This window comes from Qipengyuania sp. SM2512 (assembly GCF_054954005.1).
Map to the genome: position 1 here is coordinate 1538222 of NZ_CM143134.1, position 17077 is coordinate 1555298.

Consider the following 17077-nt stretch of genomic DNA (forward strand, 5'->3'; position numbering starts at 1 on the left):
CCGGCGGGGCTTTTTGTTGCCTCATGCGTTGGCAGCGTCATGAGAAAGAGTATCGCCTCCATTGCCGCTCTGGCGCTCGCCGCCTGTCAGCCGGGCCCTGACAATGAGCCGACCGCCGTTGTTGGAGAAGAACCCGCGCCGCCTGCCGGTGCCCCGGTTCCGACACCTAACCCGGCACCTGCGCCGCCCGGTGGCGAACGGCAGCAGCTTCTGCCGGCTGGCGAATACCGCGTGGCGGGTGCCGATGGCGCGGATATCGACCTCGGGCACGGGATCAGCCTGTCGGTCAGCGAAGACACGATCGCTCTCGCCTCGCAATGCGTCACGCCCCGCTGGGCCTATCGCTATGTCGATGGCCGGCTCCGCACCGAAGCGACCGCCGAGCCCATCTGCGAGCGAGGGCTCCATCCCGCCGAGGAAGCGATAATGGCGGTGTTCGACGACCCGCAGCAGATCACGCGGACGCCGACAAATGGCATCGAGCTATCGGGCGGGGGGCATAGCGTGACGCTCTTCTCGCAATAGCGCGCGGGCTCGGCTAATCGCACCGCCATGACCGTGATCACCCGCTTCGCTCCCTCGCCGACCGGCCGCCTCCACGTCGGCAATATCCGCACCGCGCTCCACAATTGGATGTTGGCGCGCAAGGCGGGCGGGCGCTTCCTGCTGCGGATCGACGACACCGATGCCGAGCGCAGCCGCGAGGAGTATGTCGAGGCGATCCGCGCGGACCTCGCCTGGCTCGGGCTCGATCCCGATGGCGAGGAGCGCCAGTCGGCGCGGCTGACGATCTACCAGGCGGCTTTCGAAAGGCTGCGCGAGGCCGGCCGGGTCTATCCCGCCTACGAGACTGCGCAAGAGCTCGATCTCAAGCGCAAGATCCAGCTCGGGCGGGGCTTGCCGCCGGTCTACGACCGCGCCGCGCTGGCTCTGACCGATGCGCAGCGCGCGGAAAAGGAGGCCGGGGGCGTGGCGCCGCACTGGCGCTTCCGCCTCGACCATTCAGCTCCGATCGCATGGGAGGACGGGGTCCGCGGCAGGCAGAAATTCGATCCCGCGCAGCTGTCGGACCCGGTGGTCCGGCGCGCCGACGGCTCGTGGCTCTACATGCTGCCCAGCGCGGTCGACGATATCGAGATGGGGGTCACCCATGTGCTGCGCGGCGAGGATCACGTCTCCAACACCGCGGTGCAGATCCAGATCTTTGCTGCGCTCCATGCTGCAGGGACGACAGGCGCCGATGCTGCAGCAAATCTGCAGCATCCCGCCTTCGCGCACGAGGCCTTGCTGGTCGGCAAAGAGGGCAAGCTCTCCAAGCGGCTGGGCTCGCTGGGATGCGATGCCTTCCGCGAGCGCGGGATCGAGCCCGAGGCGCTGATCGCGCTGCTCGCCCGGCTCGGAACCTCGCTCCCGGTCGAGCCGATCGCCGACCGCGCGGCGCTGATCGCGGGCTTCGATCTCGGCACCTTCGGCCGCGCCCCGGCGCGTTTCGACGAGGCGGATCTCGAGAGGGTCAACGCGGCCATCGTCCACCAGCTGCCCTACGAGCGGATCGCCGATCGCCTGCCTGCGGGAATGGACGAGGCGGGCTGGCACGCGATCCGCCCCAATCTCGAAACCCTGGCGCAGGCGGGCGACTGGTGGCGGCTGGTCACCGGACCGATCGAGGCGGGCGAATTCTCGGCGGAGGACCGGGCGTTTCTCGCCGAGGCGGCTCAGGCGCTCGAGTGGGGCGAGGATCCCTGGCAGGCGCTCACTGCGCGGCTCAAGGAGGGCACCGGGCGCAAGGGCAAGCAATTGTTCCTGCCGCTGCGACTGGCGCTGACGGGCAAGGGCCACGGCCCCGACATGGGCGAGCTGCTGCCGCTGATCGGCGAGAGCGAAGCGCGCGCGAGGCTGGAGCGCGCCGCGCGAGGCTAGCGCCCGGCGCGGCTCAGCTCTCGTATTTCTCCAGCTCGTTGCCCGTCAGCGTGACGACATGGAGCAGATTGGTCGAACCCGGCGTGCCGAAGGGCACCCCGGCGAGCACGATCAGCTTGTCCCCGCCGGTGGCGAAACGGTGGCGCAGCGCCATCCGCTTGCCCTTGGCGATCATCTCCTCGAAGCTGCCGATGTCGCGCGTGACCACCGCATGCGCGCCCCACAGCAGCCCGACCCGCCGCGCGGTGTCGTGCGAGGGCGTCAGCACCATCATCGGCACCGAGGGGCGTTCGCGGGCGACGCGGCGCGCGGTCGAACCCGAGCCGGTGAACACGGTGATCGCCTTGATCGCCACCGTGTCGGCCACGGTCATGCAGGAATGCGCCAGCGCATCCGCCGTGGTCCGGTCGGGCGGGGTGTCGAGAAAGCGCACCCGCTCGATATAGCCCTCGTCGCGTTCGACCTGGACCGCGATGCGGTGCATGATGGTGACCGCTTCCTCGGGCCATTCGCCCGCAGCGGTTTCCGCCGAGAGCATCACCGCATCGGCGCCGTCATAGACTGCGTTGGCGACATCGGAGACCTCGGCGCGGGTCGGCGCGGGGCTCTCGATCATCGATTCGAGCATCTGCGTCGCCACGATCACCGGCTTGCCGACCAGCCGCGCGGTGTTGACGATCCGCTTCTGCAGCGGCGGGACTTCCTGCGGTTCGAGTTCGACCCCGAGGTCGCCGCGCGCCACCATGATCCCGTCGGAGAGCTCGACGATCTCGTCGAGCCGGCGGATCGCCATCGGCTTCTCGATCTTGGCGCACAGCGCCGCCTTGCCGCCGATCAGCTTGCGCGCTTCTGCGATATCCTCGGGGCGCTGGACGAAGCTCAGCCCGATCCAGTCGACCCCCTGCGACAGCGCGAAGGCGAGGTCGCGGCGATCCTTTTCGGTCAAGGCGGGGATCGGGATCTCCGCATCGGGGACGTTGACGCCCTTGCGATCGGAAATGACCCCGCCGACCTCGGCCGAGCACAGGATCGCGTCCGCATCGGCGCGGATCACCCGCAGGCGGATCTTGCCGTCGTTGATCAGCAGCCGCTGGCCCTTCTCGAGCAGACCGAACAGTTCGGGATGCGGCAGCTCCACCCGGGTTTCGTCGCCGGGGGTGGGATCGCGGTCGAGGGTGAAGTGGCCCGAATGGCGGATCACCGCCTTGCCGTCCCTGAACTTGCCGACCCGCAGCTTGGGGCCCTGGAGATCGGCGAAGATCGGGATCGGGCGGCCGAACTGCTTTTCCAGCGCGCGGATGTTGCGGATGGATTCGGCGTGGGTCTCGTGCTCGCCATGGCTCATGTTGACGCGGAAGGCGTCGGCCCCGGCCTCGAACAGCCGGCGCATGACGTCGGGGTCGGTGCAGGCGGGGCCGAGGGTGGCGAGGATCTTGACCTTGCGGCCGCGCGGATCGAATTTTCTCATGCGCCTTGCTATGACAGGGCGCCGTTGCAACTCAAGGACCAAGCCGCGCTATGACCACGAATAACGATCCCCTCGATGCTCTGCCCGACGATGTCGCCGCCGCCGCCTTCCGCCGGCTGGTGCGGCACTTGCAGCACCGTCACGATGCGCAGAACATCGATCTGATGGGGCTGTCGGGCTTCTGCCGCAATTGCCTGGCCGACTGGATCCGCGATGCGGGCTACGAGGGCCACAAGGCGCAGTCGCGCGCGCTGATCCACGGAATGCCGGCGGAGGATTGGAAAGCCACTCGCCAGACACCCGCGACCGAGCAACAATTGCGGCGGATGGAAGAGAGCGTGGCGAAGAATCGCGTGGAATAGCGCGGCCGCGCCTTCACCCATCCGGCGCGGTCGGCTAGCAGGCGGCCAACCGATTCTCATTTCAATTTATTGGAGCATTCAACCATGGCCGAAGCCACCGACGACCGCCTGCGCCTGCTGATCGAGCGGGTCGAGCGCCTCGAAGAGGAGAAGAAGGGCATCGCCGACGATATCCGCGACGTCTATGCCGAATCCAAGGCGGTGGGCTACGATCCCAAGATCATGCGCCAGGTGGTTCGCCTCAGGAAGATGAAGCCCGACGACCGCTCCGAACAGGAAACGATTCTCGAGACCTACAAGAACGCGCTCGGAATGGCCTGATGCGCCGGACTTGATGCGCCGGCCTTGATGCGACCAACGGTTCCGCGGCATCGCCCTGCCGCGGAACCGGCCCGCAGGCCGATAGGTTGGATTTTGCAAAGCATTCTCTTTGCAAAGGAAATTCGACCATGGCCGACGAACTCAAACGCACCCAGGGCGCGAGCTACATCCCGCCGATCGCGGAGGAGCCCGAAATGCCGGGCCGCGAATCCGATCTCGAGCGCAAGCCCGAATGGCAACCCCGCTACCCTGGATCGGGGCGGTTGAAGGGCAAGGTTGTGATCGTCACCGGGGCCGACAGCGGGATCGGCCGTGCGACGGCGGTGCTGTTCGCGCGCGAGGGCGCCGATATCGCGATGTCCCATCTGTGCGAACACGACGACGCGAAGAAGACCCGCGAATTGTGCGAGGCCGAAGGCGCGAAGGTGTTCTCGCTCGCTGGCGACCTCGGCCAGAAGAGCGAGGCGGACAAGCTCGCCGCGCAGACGCTCGAGACCTTCGGCAGGATCGACACGCTGATCCAGATTGCGGGCGAACAGCACCCCGATCAGGACATCACCGACATCACCGAAGAGCAGCTGCAGCGCACCTTCCAGACCAACATCTTCTCGATGTTCTATCTGGCGCAGGCGGTCCGGCCGCATCTGCAAAAGGGTTCGACCATCGTCAATTGCACCAGCGTGACGATGTACAGGGGTGCGGGCGAGCTGCTCGACTATTCCGCGACCAAGGGGGCGATCACCGCCTTCACCCGCTCGTTGAGCGCCAATCTCGCGGAGGACGGAATTCGCGTGAACGCCGTCGCGCCGGGGCCGATCTGGACGCCGCTCAACCCCTTCGGCGGATCGAGCGAGGAAAAGATGGAGCATTTCGGCGAAGGCACGCCGATGGGCCGTGCGGGCGAGCCCAACGAGGTTGCACCCGCCTTCCTGTTCCTCGCCTGCGAGGATTCCTCCTACATGTCGGGGCAGGTGCTGCACCCCAACGGCGGGATCGTGGTCAACGGGTGATCTTGATCGCCCACGTGGTTTGCCATAGCAATACAGTGCACGCCGTCACGCCTAACGGCAGGTCGGCCACTGCGAAACGAGAGGAAATTGGATCATGGCAAGCCCCTGGAAAGACGCTCGCGGAATTATCGTCACCACCACCCCGACCATCGAAGGCAGTCCGATCGAGGAATATCTCGGGATCGTGACCGGCGAGGTGATCGTCGGCGCAAATCTGTTTCGCGACCTGTTCGCGAACATCCGCGATATCGTCGGCGGGCGCTCGGGCAGTTACGAGCGGATCCTTGCCGAGGCGCGCGAGAAGGCGATCCAGGAACTGCAGGCCGAATGCGGCAGCCGCGGCGGGAATGCGGTGGTCGGGGTCGATCTCGACTACGAGGTGATCGGCGACACTGGTTCGATGCTCATGGTCAGCGCCAGCGGGACCGCCGTGAAGATCTGATCAGCCGGCGCGCAGCATCGCCCCCAGCGCCACTGCCATGATCGCGCCGTTATGGAGCGCATGGAGCAGCATAGCTGCCCACAGGCCGTAGTGGACGCGCAAATAGCCAAGGATCGACCCGGTCACGAATTGCGGCAGCACCAGCGGCAGCAGGACATAGAGGCTGCCCTCGGCGAAATTGAACAGGTGGATGCAGGCGAAACCCGCGGTGCTCAGCCAGAAGAACAGCGGGAAGGCGCGGGTGAACCAGGGCATTGCCGGGCGTCGCCGCCAGCGCCACAGGATCAGCAGGGCGAGGCCGGGGAAAAACACTAGGCATGCAATGATCACGATGCCCATTCCGACGCCGGTCGCGTTGCCCAACGCCACCATCGCGGCGATGGCACCCAGGCCGATAACGATCACCACCAGTCCGAAAACATGCCCCGGCCGGCCCGAGAGCCAGCCGCGGAAGGCGACCTCCTCGAGCAGCGGCGCGCCGATCACCACCAATGCGACGATACCCAGCGTGAGATCGATGTTCTCCAGCGCGGTTTCGGGCAGGTCGACCCCGGCGGCGACCACCAGCGTGGCGAGCGCCATCAGCACCGCCATCATCGCGAAATCGAGCCCGAGCATGCGCAGCACCGCGCGCAGGCTCGCGCCGCTTATCGGCTGCGCGCGCGCCGGGAGCCGGGGGCGCGCGATGAAACCGGCATAGCGCTGCCATTCCTCGCGGGCGGAATTCGCCTCGCCAAGGCTTGTCGTCTCGCTTGTCATGAGGCTATTGCGACCTTCTGATCCCTCCCACAATTATCAAGCGATACCCATGGCAGGCCATTCCAAATTCAAGAACATCATGCACCGCAAGGGTGCGCAGGACAAGAAACGGTCCAACCTGTTTTCCAAGCTCAGCCGCGAAATCACCGTGGCGGCCAAGATGGGGGCGCCCGATCCGGACATGAACCCGCGGCTGAGGCTGGCGGTCAACGCTGCCAAGTCGCAGTCCATGCCCAAGGACAATATCCAGCGCGCGATCGACAAGGCCAGCGGCGGCGACGAGGACAATTACGAGGAAGTGCGCTACGAGGGCTACGGCCCGGGCGGCAGCGCGATCATCGTCGAGGCGCTGACCGACAACCGCAACCGCACCGCGACCTCGGTCCGCACCGCCTTCAGCAAGCATGGCGGCAATCTGGGCACCGAGGGCAGCGTGCAGCACGGTTTCGAACGGCTCGGCTATATCTTTTATCCGGTCGATGCCGGTAGTGAGGAAAAGGTCCTCGAAGCGGCGATGGAAGCGGGCGCGGAGGACATCGCCTCGACCGAGGACGGCCACGAGATCTGGACCGCGGCGGAGGATCTCCACCAAGTTGCCACCGACCTCGAAAAGGCGCTGGGCGAGGCCGAGACGGTCAAGCTGGCGTGGAAACCCAATCTCACCGTCGAGATGGACGAAAAGAGCGCGGGCACGCTGCTCAAGCTGATCGACGCGCTCGACGACGACGACGACGTCCAGACGGTGTGGGGCAATTACGACATTTCCGACGAGGTGATGGAAAAGCTCGAAGGGTGACGCGTGGGGTGAGCGACTGCACGGAAACTGCAAGCGCCCCTTCGTGCTGAGCTCCCGGCTAATCGTCACCCTGAACTCGTTTCAGGGTCCATTTCTCCACCTGCGCCTGAAGTGCAATTCCGCGGGATGGATGCTGAAACAAGTTCAGCATGACCAAGACGCGGGGATGGCACCATGATCATCCTCGGTCTCGACCCCTCGCTGTCCTGCACCGGCTGGGGCGTGATCCGCACCGAGGGCTCGCGGCTGGTGCATCTCGCCAACGGTCAGGTGAAGACCGATCCCAAGGCGCCGATGGCCGAGCGGCTGGCGCAGCTCTATCGCGAAGTGTCCGAAGTGATCGCCGCGCATTCCCCCGACCGCGCCGCGGCGGAGGAGGTCTTCGTCAACAAGAACCCGCAATCCACGCTCAAGCTGGCGCAGGCGCGCGGCTGCGTGCTGGCGGCCTGCGGGGCTTCGGGGCTGGCGGTGAACGAACACGCCGCGCGGCTGGTTAAGAAATCAGTGGTCGGCACCGGGGCGGCGGAAAAATCGCAGGTTCAGGCGATGCTCAAGATCCTGCTGCCAGGCGCCAAGATCGCGGGCGCCGACGCCGCCGACGCGCTGGCGGTGGCGATCGCCGACGCGCATCTGACCCGGCCAGGCTGACGGAGCACGCATGACCATCCATCTTTACGGCATTCCCAATTGCGACACGGTAAAGAAGGCGCGCAAATATCTCGACGCGCGCGGGCTCGACCATGTGTTCCACGATTTCAAGAAAGAGGGCGCGAACCCCGACCGGCTCGCGCGCTGGATCGAGACCGCGGGCGTCGACACGGTGCTCAACCGGCGCGGGACGACCTTCCGCAAGCTCGGCGAGGCCGAGAAGGCCGATATCGACCCGGCGAAGGCTGTCACATTGCTGCAAAGCCACCCGAGCATGATCAAGCGCCCGATAGTCGAACATGGGGGCGAGCATGGCGAAGTCCTGCTGGTCGGATTCAAGGAGGATGAATGGGACGCCGCTTTCTGATCGCCGCCGCGGCAGAGCTTGTCGCGCTGGCCGTGCTGGCCGCGCCGCCTCTGGCCTCCGCGCAAGCGCAGGACGATATGCTCGTCATCGCCCATCGCGGCGCGAGCGGCGAGCGGCCCGAGCACACGCTCGCCGCCTATGAGCGCGCGATCGATGCGGGCGCCGATTACATCGAGCCCGATCTGGTCGCGACCAGCGATCTGGTGCTGGTCGCGCGGCACGAGAACGAATTGTCCGACACCACCGATGTCGCCTCGCGTGAGGAGTTCGAGGATCGCCGGCGGAGCAAGGAGATCGACGGACAGATGGTCTCGGGCTGGTTCGCCGAGGATTTCACGCTCGCCGAACTGCGGACGCTGCGCGTCGTCGAGCGGCTGCCCTCGGTGCGCCCGGGCAACACGCGCTACGACACGCTCTACCAGATCCCGACCTTCGCCGAGATCGTCCGGCTGGTGCGCGCCAAGGAGGCGGAGACGGGGCGAACCATCGGGCTCTATCCCGAACTCAAGCATCCTAATTTCCTGCTCCAGTACGAAGGCATCGACACGGTCGACCTGCTGGTGCTGGCGCTGCGCGAGGCGGGCTATGCGGGTGCCGATGCGCCAGTGTTCTTGCAGAGCTTCGAGATCGCCCCGCTCAAGCGGCTGGCGCAGCGGACCGATTTCCGGCTGATCCAGCTGGTCGCGGGCGAGGGCGGCCCCGCAGACGAGCCCGCGATGCGCTATGCCGACATGGTCTCGCCCGCGGGCCTGGCCGAGATCGCGACCTATGCCGACGGCATCGGTGCGGCGATCCCGCTGCTGCTGGCACCCGATGGCAGCGCGACTTCGGTGATCGCCGACGCCAAGGCGGCCGGGCTGGCGGTCCACGCCTGGACGCTGCGCAAGGAGAACGTCTTTCTGCCCGCATCCCTGCGGCTCGGCACGAACGAAAGCGCGATCGGCTGCGATGCTTCGCTCTATGCGCTGCTCGCCGCGGCGGGGGTCGAGGGGGTCTTTGCCGACGATCCCGCGCGCGCGCTTGGCTGGCGCGCAGGGGCGGCGCAGCCGGGCTGCGCTACGCCGGGCGGCGCGCGGTGAGGATGTAGTTGAGCGCCCTGTCTTCGGACAGGTGCAGCCCCCGGTCGGGGCGGAAGCCGATCCCGCTGGTGGTCACCACCTCGAGCCCGGCAGCGCGCAGCAGCGGTTCCAGCTCCTCGGGGGTGATGAAATCCTCCCAGTGATGCGTCCCGCGCGGGACCATGCCCAGAAGCTCCGCGCCCTCGACCAGCAGCACGCGCGATTGCGCGGTGCGGTTGGGGGTCGACAGGACCAGCAGCCCGCCGGGCGCCAGGGCCGAGACGAGTTCGGCGATGAAAGCGGGCTTGTCGGCGACATGCTCGAGCACTTCGAGACAGGTGACCAGATCGAACTGGCCGAGATCGAGCTGAGCGAGCTCGCCGGACAGATACCGGATATCGAGCCCCGTGCCCTCGGCGTGAAGCGCGGCCGCGCGGACGTTCTCGGGTGCCGCATCGACCCCGGTCACCGCCGCACCCAGCCTTGCCAGCGGTTCGCACAGCAGCCCCGCGCCGCAGCCGACATCGAGCGCGCTCCTACCCGCCAGCGGGCGCCGCTCGGTAATGTCGCCGCCCCAGTGCAGGTCGATCCCGTCGCGGATGAAGCGCAGCCGCACCGGATTGAGCCGGTGGAGCATCGCCGAACTCCCCCTCGGGTTCCACCAGTCCTCGGCCAGCCGGCCGAAATGCGCCGCCTCTTCGGGGCGGATCGTTGCCGCGGCGATAGGATTGCTTCGCGTCCGCGCTGTTGCATCGCTCATGCGCGAACCGTAACAGCGCGCAACGAAGCTTACCAGCAAGAGGTGCGCGCTTGGCACGGATCGTGATGAAATTCGGCGGGACGTCGATGGCGGGGACCGAGCGGATCCGCCGGGTCGCCAATATCGTGCGCAAGCAGGCCGCGGGCGGCAACCAGGTCGCGGTGGTCGTCTCCGCCATGGCGGGCGAAACCGACCGGCTGATCAATTTCTGCCGCGAGGCCAACGCGCTCTACGATCCGGCGGAATACGACGTCGTGGTCGCCAGCGGCGAACAGGTCACCGCCGGGCTGCTGGCGCTCACGCTGCAGTCGATCGGCTGCCCCGCGCGCAGCTGGCTGGGCTGGCAATTGCCGCTCAGGACGATCGAGAGCCACGCCAGCGCGCGGGTCGAGAGCATCGACGGCGAGGGGCTGATCGCGGCGATGGAGCGCGGCGAGATCGCGGTCATCCCCGGTTTCCAGGGGGTTTCGGAGCACAACCGGATCACCACCATGGGGCGCGGCGGCTCGGACACTTCGGCGGTGGCGGTGGCCGCGGCGGTCGGGGCGGATCGCTGCGACATCTACACCGATGTCGACGGCGTCTACACCACCGACCCGCGGATCGTCGCCAAGGCGCGCAAGCTGCGCGCGGTGACATACGAGGAAATGCTCGAGCTCGCGAGCGTCGGGGCCAAGGTGCTCCAGACCCGCTCGGTCGGGCTGGCGATGAAGGAGAACGTCCGCGTCCAGGTGCTCTCCAGCTTCGTCGACGACGATGCGGCCTCGGCCGACGATTACCCCGGGACGATGATCGTCTCCGAGGAGGAAATGAACGCATTGGTGGAGAAGGGCGAAATGGAACGCCAGCACGTGACCGGGATCGCGCACGACAAGAACGAGGCCAAGATCATCCTGACCCGCGTCCCCGACCGGCCCGGCTCGGTGGCGCATATCTTCGACCCGCTCGCCAAGGCGAGCATCAATGTCGACATGATCATCCAGAACGTGGGCCGCGACAAGGGCGAGACCGACGTCACCTTCACCGTGCCGCAATCCGATCTGGCGCGCGCGCAGGCGCTGCTCGAGGACCGCCGCGGCGAGATCGGCTTCAACCGCATCATCACCGACAGCAAGATCGCCAAGATCTCGGTAGTGGGGGTGGGCATGAAGAGCCATGCGGGCGTCGCGGCGACCATGTTCCGCTCGCTCGCCGATCGCGGGATCAACATCCAGGCGATCACCACCAGCGAGATCAAGGTCAGCGTGATGATCGACGAAGACGAGACCGAGCTCGCGGTACGCGTGCTGCACACCGCCTACGGGCTGGATGCGCCCGACGAGGCGGCGTGATGAAGCGAGCGGTCTATTGGATGGTGGGCCTGCTCGGTACGGCAGTGTTATGCTATTTCGTATATCGAGCGGCATTCGCCCTCGGTCACTGGGCGAGTCAGACGTGAGCCACACCGCCAAAATCCTGCTGCTCGGCTCGGGTGAGCTGGGGCGCGAATTCGTGATCTCGGCCAAGCGGTTGGGCGCCCATGTGATCGCCTGCGACGCCTATGACCACGCGCCCGCGATGCAGATGGCCGATGCGCGCGAGGTGTTCTCGATGCTCGACGGGGTGAAGCTGCGCGAGGCGGTCGAGCGCCACCGGCCCGATTACATCGTCCCCGAGGTCGAGGCGATCCGCACCGAGGTGCTCGCCGAGCTCGAGGCTGAGGGCTTCGCCGTGGTCCCCTCGGCGCGCGCCGCGCAGCTGACGATGAACCGCGACGCGATCCGCGATCTCGCCGTGCAGGAGCTGGGGCTCACGACCTCGCGCTATCTCTACGCCAAGAACCTCGAGGAGGTCCGCGCGGCCGCCGCGCACACCGGCTTCCCTTGCGTGGTCAAGCCGGTGATGTCCTCCTCGGGCAAGGGGCAGACCACGGTGCAGGACGAGGCGGGGCTGGAGGCGGCGTGGGACTATGCGGTCGCCAACATGCGCGGCGACCGCGCCAGGGTGATCGTCGAGCAGTTCGTCGATTTCGACTACGAGATCACGCTGCTCACCGTGCGCCACAAACACGGTGTGAGCTTCTGCCCGCCGATCGGCCACCGCCAGGAACGCGGCGACTACCGCGAGAGCTGGCAGCCCGCGCCGATGGCCGATGCCGCGATCGCCCGCGCGCAGGCAATGGCGCGCACGGTGGTCGACGATCTGGGCGGCTACGGGCTCTACGGGGTCGAGTTCTTCGTGAAGGGCGAGGAGGTGATCTTCTCCGAGCTCTCGCCGCGCCCGCACGACACTGGCATGGTCACGCTGCTCAGCCAGAACCTCTCCGAATTCGATCTCCATGCCCGCGCGGTGATGGGGCTGCCGATCCCGGAACCCATCCGTGCGCGCCCCGCCGCCTCCGCGGTGATCCTCGCCGACCGCGACAGCGCGAGCCTGCGCTACAGCGGGCTGGCCGAGGCGATGGCCGAGGGCGCCGACATCCGCATCTTCGGCAAGCCCGACGCGCGGCCCTACCGCCGCATGGGCGTGGCGCTGGCCACCAGCGCGGACACCGACGCAGCGCGCCAGGCTGCGCGCAAGGCCGCGGATCTGGTGGAGATCCACTACGATTGAGGGGGGAGGGGACTGCTCCCTCATCCGTCGCCTCGAGCGCAGTCGAGAGGCGGGTGCGGGGTGTCTCGACTTCGCTCGACACGAACGGGTTGGGTGCACCGCCCACCCCCTCGTCATTGCGAGGAGCCGCAGGCGACGCGGCAATCCAAGGCGCAGGTCCATGGATTGCTTCGCTACGCTCGCAATGACGAAGGGGGATCGAACGGGTAGGCAGGCGGTCCACCCGGCAATCCCGCGCCCCCACGCTTGCGAGGCCCGGCGGCCCGCACTAGGGCCTTGCCCATGAACGATTATCCCAGAACGAACCGGTTGATGAAGCGCGGCGCGGAATTTCTCGGCAGCGAATACGCCATTATGTGCGGCGCGATGAGCTGGGTTTCCGAGCGCAATCTCGTCGCCGCCATCTCCAACGCCGGGGGCTTCGGGGTGATCGCCTGCGGGGCGATGACCCCCGAGCTGCTCGACACCGAGATCGCCGAGACCAAGAAGCGCACCGACAAGCCCTTCGGCGTCAATCTCATCACCATGCACCCCGCTCTGTTCGACCTGATCGCAGTCTGCGAACGTCACGGGGTCGGCCATATCGTACTCGCGGGCGGGATCCCGCCCAAGGGCAGCGTCGAGGCGATCAAGGGCGGCAAGAACCCCGCCAAGGTTATCGTTTTCGCCCCCACGCTGGCGCTGGCCAAGAAGCTGCTGCGCTCGGGCGGCGATGCGCTGGTGATCGAGGGGATGGAGGCAGGCGGCCATATCGGTCCGGTCTCGACCAGCGTGCTGGCGCAGGAAATGCTCCCTGAGCTGGCCGAGGACCACGTGGTCTTCGTCGCCGGCGGGATCGGGCGCGGACAGGCGATCGCGGGCTATCTCGAGATGGGCGCCGCCGGGGTCCAGCTCGGCACGCGCTTTTCCTGCGCCACCGAGAGCATCGCGCATCCCGATTTCAAGAAGGCCTATTTCCGCGCCAATGCGCGCGATGCGGTCGCCAGCGTCCAGCTCGACCCGCGCCTCCCGGTGATCCCGGTGCGCGCGCTCAAGAACAAGGGCAGCGAGGCCTTCACCGACAAGCAGCGCGAGGTGGCGGGCACGCTCGACCGCGAGGAAATCGCGATGGCCGAGGCGCAATTGCAGATCGAGCATTACTGGGCCGGCGCGCTGCGCCGCGCGGTGATCGACGGCGATGTCGAGAACGGCAGCCTGATGGCGGGCCAGTCGGTCGGCATGCTCAAGGAAGAGGAGCCGGTGACTGACATCATGGCCAAGCTGATGGAACAGAGCGAAAGTGCCCTGAGCCGGAGATAGGGGCCGGAGCTAGTCGAGGGAGAGAATGCATGTGCAAGGACGGTGAATTCGACGGGCGGGACCTGCCGCGCTTCAACCGGCGGCAATTCGCCGTGCTGAGCGGCTCTGCGGCGCTGGCCGCCTGTACCGGGGTGAACGGCAGCATGGGCGAGGTCTCGCGCGGTCCCAGCCTGGCCGAAAGCTCGGTCACGATCGCCACCCCGGACGGCCAGGCCGACGCCTTCTTCGTCCACCCCGCCAGCGGTCGCCATCCTGCAGTGCTGCTGTGGCCCGATATCGCGGGCTTGCGCGATGCCTTCCGGATGATGGCGCGGCGGCTGGCCGAGCGCGGCTACGCGGTGCTGGTGGTCAATCCCTATTACCGCGATGTCGCGGGCGAGCAGTTCGAGGACTTCGCCGCGTTCCGCGCCGGCGGCGGGTTCGACAAAGTCGGGCCGTGGCGCGGCAAGCTGACCGCCGAACCGATCATGCGCGATGCACGCGCGCTGATCGGCTGGCTCGACCGGCAGGCGAGCGTCGACACCGCGCGCGGCGTGGGGACGCAAGGCTATTGCATGGGCGGTCCTTTCACGGTGTGGACCGCGGCGGCGGTGCCCTCGCGGGTCGCGGCGGCGGCGAGCTTCCACGGTGGCGGGCTGGTCGACGAAGGCAATCCGCTGAGCCCGCACAATCTGTTCGAGCAGACCCCCGACACCGCCTATCTGATCGCGATCGCGCAGAACGACGACGCCAAGGACCCCGAGGTCAAGACCGTGCTGCGCCGGGCGGCCGAGGCTGCGGATGTGCGCGCCGAGATCGAGGTCTATCCTGCCGACCACGGCTGGACCGTACCCGACTCGCCTGCCTATGACCGTGCGGCGGCGGAACGCGCCTGGATGGAGCTAATGGAGCTCTATACTGCCGAGCTAAGCTGACGCCGGCGATTGCGCGCGTGGCCGAAGGGTCCGGGCTAGCGCACCGCTACCGTCCGGCGCTCAGCCGCCTCCGCCTCCATCTGCCGATCCTGATTGGCGCGAAAGACGATGTAGGCGCGGACGGCATCGATCTGTTCCTTGCTCAGCGATTCCGCGAAGCCCGCCATGCCGTTGCGCGAGAGCACGCCGTCGTGGACCACCGCCAGGAATGCGTCGCGGTTGGACAGCGTGCCGCTGCGCCTGAGGTCGGGCAGCACCGTCGAACCCACCGCCGCGGGCGCGTGGCACACCGCGCAATAGCGCGCGTAATGCGTGCCGCCCTCGGCGATCGTGGCGGCGCTAGCGCGGCTGGGGGGCGGGTCGAGGAGCAGCTGCGCGAGCTCGGGCATGGGCGGCAGCGCGCCATCCGCGCCCAGCTTGAACACCAGCAGCCGGCTCACGTTGCGCACCGGCCCCTGGTCGTTCACCAGCCCGCCATCGGCGGCGAGCGCATAGGCGCCGCCCCAGCCGGCGAGCACCGCGACATATTGCTCGCCCGCGACGGTGTAGGTGATCGGCGGGGCGACGATCCCGGTCTGCGCCGCGAAGCTCCACAGCTTGCTGCCGTCGGCGGCGTCATAGGCGCTGAACTCGCTCGAGGAATTGCCCTGGAACACCAGACCCCCGCCGGTGGCGAGCAGCCCGCCGTTCCACGGGCCGGGGAATTCCACCTCCCAGCGCGCTTCCTGTTTCACCGGATCCCAGGCCAGCAGCTTGCCCTTGACCGTGCCATAGACCTCGCGGCGGATGCCCAGATCGGGGGGCAGGTCGCCCGCGCCCAGATCGAAGCCGACGTTGAAGCCGCGCGCGCGGTCGGGCTTCCAGCCCGCCTCGGGGGCGTAGATCGAGGCCGCCTCGAAGGCGGGGATATAGACCAGCCCCTCGCCGGGGTGAAAGGCCATCGGGTGCCAATTGTGACCGCCCAGCGGGCCGGGCATCACCAGCGCCGGCTCGCCCGTCACGTCGATCCGCGCTTCCTCGTTCTGGACCGGGCGCCCCTCGGCATCGATCCCCGAGGCCCAGTTCTGCGGGATATAGGCCTTGGCGGAGATGAATTCGCCACTCACGCGGTCGAGCACGTAGAAGAAGCCGTTCTTGGGCGCCTGCATCAGCACCTTCCGCTCCTCGCCGTCGATTGCGATGTCGGCGAGGATGATGTGCTGGGTGGCGGTATAGTCCCAGGTCTCGCCCGGGGTGGTCTGGTAGTGCCAGACGTATTCGCCCGTATCGGGCCGGATCGCGACGATGCTCGAAAGGTAGAGATTGTCGCCCTCGCCGCGGCCATCGGGGCCGGGGCTGCGATAGGCGCGGTTCCACGGGCTGCCGTTGCCGACCCCGATATAGAGCAGGTCGAGCTCGGGGTCGTAGGCCATCGAATCCCACACCGTGCCGCCGCCACCGATACCGTTCTCGCCGCCTAGCACGTCGCCGCTCCAGGTGGCGGCGGCGGCCCTGAGGTATTCGGGCGCCGCTTCGTCCTCGTCCTCATTGCCTTCGGGGACGGTGTAGAAGCGCCAAAGCTCCTCGCCATCGGCTACGTCATAGGCGGCGATATAGCCGCGCACCCCGAATTCGGCGCCGCCATTGCCGATCAGCACCTTGCCGTCGATCACCCGCGGCGCGCCGGTGATGGTGTAGGACTGCTCCCGGTCGACGGTGACCTTTTCCCACTCGACCGCCCCGGTGTCGCGATTCAGCGCCACCAGCCGCCCGTCGAGCGTGCCCAGGAACAGCCTGTCGCCCCAGGCGGCGAGCCCGCGGTTGACCACGTCGCAGCAGGCCTTGACCGCGGTCTCGCCCGGCACCTGCGGGTCGTACTCCCACAGCGGCTCTCCGGTCGCCGCGTCATAGGCCTTCACCTTGCTCCAGGCGGTGGTGACGTAGAGCTTGCCGTCGATCACCAGCGGGGTCGCCTCCTGCCCCCGCGCGGTGTCCATGTCGGCGAACCAGGCGAGGCCGAGCCCGCCGACCGTGTCGCGGTTCACCTGGTCGAGCGGCGAGAAGCGCTGTTCGGAATAGGTGCGCCCATGGGTGATCCAGTTCGCCCAGTCGTCGCCCGCGTTGACCAGTTCGATGGCGTCGATCCCGCTGTCTGCTTCCTGCGCCGCCATCTCGCCGCAGCCGGCCAGCGCGAGCATCGCCAGCGCGGCATATCCCCACTTTCGCATGTCACCCCTCTCCCCCGGGCGCCGGTGCCCGGCTGCCTCGGCGAGCATCCTGCCGCGCGATGCGCGATATGTCCATTGGGGCAGGGTCGGCTTTTCAATTGTGCGAGGCGCGGCGCATGGGGTAGGCTTGCCTCCTGCAAGGGGAGCGAAGACA

18 protein-coding genes are annotated in these 17077 nt (G+C 67.6%); 14 read left to right on the forward strand and 4 right to left on the reverse strand.

The features are described from left to right. Positions 1-39: 39 nt before the first annotated feature. Both ACQ5J0_RS07695 and ACQ5J0_RS07700 read left to right on the forward strand, forming a co-directional pair. Positions 40-525 carry a hypothetical protein gene (locus ACQ5J0_RS07695; RefSeq protein ID WP_462569989.1) on the forward strand — a complete coding sequence of 162 codons (486 nt, stop codon included), beginning with the start codon at positions 40-42 and terminating at the stop codon, positions 523-525. A gap of 27 nt (positions 526-552) precedes the next feature. After that, positions 553-1920: a glutamate--tRNA ligase gene (locus ACQ5J0_RS07700; protein ID WP_462569991.1), complete on the forward strand. Its 1368-nt coding sequence runs from the start codon at positions 553-555 to the stop codon at positions 1918-1920. 13 nt (positions 1921-1933) lie between these two features. Here the strand turns inward: ACQ5J0_RS07700 and pyk are convergent, their stop codons facing one another. Further along, the gene (gene pyk, locus ACQ5J0_RS07705) at positions 1934-3388 is read right to left on the reverse strand and encodes a pyruvate kinase (protein WP_462569992.1); all 1455 of its coding nucleotides are present in this window, start codon (positions 3386-3388) and stop codon (positions 1934-1936) included. Between the two features lie 50 nt (positions 3389-3438). Between pyk and ACQ5J0_RS07710 the strand changes: the two genes are divergently transcribed. From ACQ5J0_RS07710 to ACQ5J0_RS07725, 4 genes are all read left to right on the forward strand, one after another. Continuing rightward, entirely contained in the window at positions 3439-3750 is a 312-nt protein-coding gene (locus tag ACQ5J0_RS07710; protein ID WP_462569993.1) for a DUF1244 domain-containing protein, read from the forward strand. 84 nt (positions 3751-3834) lie between these two features. Further along, entirely contained in the window at positions 3835-4071 is a 237-nt protein-coding gene (locus ACQ5J0_RS07715; RefSeq protein WP_462569995.1) for a DUF2312 domain-containing protein, read from the forward strand. A 128-nt stretch (positions 4072-4199) separates the two neighbouring features. Next, the gene (locus ACQ5J0_RS07720) at positions 4200-5081 is read left to right on the forward strand and encodes an SDR family oxidoreductase (RefSeq protein ID WP_462569996.1); all 882 of its coding nucleotides are present in this window, start codon (positions 4200-4202) and stop codon (positions 5079-5081) included. A 94-nt stretch (positions 5082-5175) separates the two neighbouring features. Next, positions 5176-5523, forward strand: a complete 348-nt coding sequence (locus tag ACQ5J0_RS07725) for a heavy metal-binding domain-containing protein (RefSeq protein ID WP_462569997.1) — start codon at positions 5176-5178, stop codon at positions 5521-5523. Here ACQ5J0_RS07725 and ACQ5J0_RS07730 read toward each other — a convergent pair whose 3' ends face one another. Next, the gene (locus ACQ5J0_RS07730; protein ID WP_462569998.1) at positions 5524-6282 is read right to left on the reverse strand and encodes a CPBP family glutamic-type intramembrane protease; all 759 of its coding nucleotides are present in this window, start codon (positions 6280-6282) and stop codon (positions 5524-5526) included. It lies immediately after the preceding gene. A 49-nt stretch (positions 6283-6331) separates the two neighbouring features. On the opposite strand from ACQ5J0_RS07730, the gene ACQ5J0_RS07735 reads away from it, so the two are divergent. The 4 genes from ACQ5J0_RS07735 to ACQ5J0_RS07750 all read left to right on the forward strand — a co-directional run bounded on the left by ACQ5J0_RS07735 (position 6332) and on the right by ACQ5J0_RS07750 (position 9172). After that, a complete protein-coding gene (locus ACQ5J0_RS07735) occupies positions 6332-7078 on the forward strand; it encodes a YebC/PmpR family DNA-binding transcriptional regulator (protein WP_462569999.1) in 747 nt (248 codons plus the stop codon). Between the two features lie 174 nt (positions 7079-7252). Beyond that, the gene (gene ruvC / locus ACQ5J0_RS07740; RefSeq protein ID WP_462570000.1) at positions 7253-7726 is read left to right on the forward strand and encodes a crossover junction endodeoxyribonuclease RuvC; all 474 of its coding nucleotides are present in this window, start codon (positions 7253-7255) and stop codon (positions 7724-7726) included. A gap of 10 nt (positions 7727-7736) precedes the next feature. Further along, complete coding sequence (locus ACQ5J0_RS07745; RefSeq protein ID WP_462570001.1) at positions 7737-8093, forward strand: arsenate reductase; 357 nt, start codon at positions 7737-7739, stop codon at positions 8091-8093. Next, positions 8075-9172: a glycerophosphodiester phosphodiesterase family protein gene (locus ACQ5J0_RS07750; protein ID WP_462570002.1), complete on the forward strand. Its 1098-nt coding sequence runs from the start codon at positions 8075-8077 to the stop codon at positions 9170-9172. Before ACQ5J0_RS07745 ends, ACQ5J0_RS07750 begins: the two co-directional genes overlap by 19 nt. Here the strand turns inward: ACQ5J0_RS07750 and ubiG are convergent. Further along, positions 9150-9911 carry a bifunctional 2-polyprenyl-6-hydroxyphenol methylase/3-demethylubiquinol 3-O-methyltransferase UbiG gene (gene ubiG / locus ACQ5J0_RS07755; RefSeq protein ID WP_462570003.1) on the reverse strand — a complete coding sequence of 254 codons (762 nt, stop codon included), beginning with the start codon at positions 9909-9911 and terminating at the stop codon, positions 9150-9152. The genes ACQ5J0_RS07750 and ubiG overlap by 23 nt on opposite strands. A gap of 50 nt (positions 9912-9961) precedes the next feature. Between ubiG and ACQ5J0_RS07760 the strand changes: the two genes are divergently transcribed. The 4 genes from ACQ5J0_RS07760 (at position 9962) to ACQ5J0_RS07775 (ending at position 14716) form a co-directional block, all read left to right on the forward strand. Continuing rightward, a complete protein-coding gene (locus ACQ5J0_RS07760; RefSeq protein ID WP_462570004.1) occupies positions 9962-11242 on the forward strand; it encodes an aspartate kinase in 1281 nt (426 codons plus the stop codon). Between the two features lie 103 nt (positions 11243-11345). Next, positions 11346-12503, forward strand: coding sequence for a formate-dependent phosphoribosylglycinamide formyltransferase (gene purT / locus ACQ5J0_RS07765; RefSeq protein ID WP_462570005.1), 1158 nt, complete (start codon positions 11346-11348; stop codon positions 12501-12503). Positions 12504-12785: 282 nt separating this feature from the next. Further along, positions 12786-13802: an NAD(P)H-dependent flavin oxidoreductase gene (locus ACQ5J0_RS07770; protein ID WP_462570006.1), complete on the forward strand. Its 1017-nt coding sequence runs from the start codon at positions 12786-12788 to the stop codon at positions 13800-13802. 29 nt (positions 13803-13831) lie between these two features. Further along, entirely contained in the window at positions 13832-14716 is an 885-nt protein-coding gene (locus ACQ5J0_RS07775) for a dienelactone hydrolase family protein (protein ID WP_462570007.1), read from the forward strand. A gap of 35 nt (positions 14717-14751) precedes the next feature. Here ACQ5J0_RS07775 and ACQ5J0_RS07780 read toward each other — a convergent pair whose 3' ends face one another. Then, complete coding sequence (locus ACQ5J0_RS07780; RefSeq protein WP_462570008.1) at positions 14752-16923, reverse strand: PQQ-dependent dehydrogenase, methanol/ethanol family; 2172 nt, start codon at positions 16921-16923, stop codon at positions 14752-14754. Positions 16924-17077: the final 154 nt, after the last annotated feature.

Coding starts and splice junctions, on each gene's coding strand:
- ACQ5J0_RS07695 (WP_462569989.1), top strand. CDS start 40: ATGAGAAAGAGTATCGCCTCCATTGCCGCTCTGGCGCTCGCCGCCTGT.
- ACQ5J0_RS07700 (WP_462569991.1), top strand. CDS start 553: ATGACCGTGATCACCCGCTTCGCTCCCTCGCCGACCGGCCGCCTCCAC.
- pyk (WP_462569992.1), bottom strand. CDS start 3,388: ATGAGAAAATTCGATCCGCGCGGCCGCAAGGTCAAGATCCTCGCCACC.
- ACQ5J0_RS07710 (WP_462569993.1), top strand. CDS start 3,439: ATGACCACGAATAACGATCCCCTCGATGCTCTGCCCGACGATGTCGCC.
- ACQ5J0_RS07715 (WP_462569995.1), top strand. CDS start 3,835: ATGGCCGAAGCCACCGACGACCGCCTGCGCCTGCTGATCGAGCGGGTC.
- ACQ5J0_RS07720 (WP_462569996.1), top strand. CDS start 4,200: ATGGCCGACGAACTCAAACGCACCCAGGGCGCGAGCTACATCCCGCCG.
- ACQ5J0_RS07725 (WP_462569997.1), top strand. CDS start 5,176: ATGGCAAGCCCCTGGAAAGACGCTCGCGGAATTATCGTCACCACCACC.
- ACQ5J0_RS07730 (WP_462569998.1), bottom strand. CDS start 6,282: ATGACAAGCGAGACGACAAGCCTTGGCGAGGCGAATTCCGCCCGCGAG.
- ACQ5J0_RS07735 (WP_462569999.1), top strand. CDS start 6,332: ATGGCAGGCCATTCCAAATTCAAGAACATCATGCACCGCAAGGGTGCG.
- ruvC (WP_462570000.1), top strand. CDS start 7,253: ATGATCATCCTCGGTCTCGACCCCTCGCTGTCCTGCACCGGCTGGGGC.
- ACQ5J0_RS07745 (WP_462570001.1), top strand. CDS start 7,737: ATGACCATCCATCTTTACGGCATTCCCAATTGCGACACGGTAAAGAAG.
- ACQ5J0_RS07750 (WP_462570002.1), top strand. CDS start 8,075: ATGGGACGCCGCTTTCTGATCGCCGCCGCGGCAGAGCTTGTCGCGCTG.
- ubiG (WP_462570003.1), bottom strand. CDS start 9,911: ATGAGCGATGCAACAGCGCGGACGCGAAGCAATCCTATCGCCGCGGCA.
- ACQ5J0_RS07770 (WP_462570006.1), top strand. CDS start 12,786: ATGAACGATTATCCCAGAACGAACCGGTTGATGAAGCGCGGCGCGGAA.
- ACQ5J0_RS07775 (WP_462570007.1), top strand. CDS start 13,832: ATGTGCAAGGACGGTGAATTCGACGGGCGGGACCTGCCGCGCTTCAAC.
- ACQ5J0_RS07780 (WP_462570008.1), bottom strand. CDS start 16,923: ATGCGAAAGTGGGGATATGCCGCGCTGGCGATGCTCGCGCTGGCCGGC.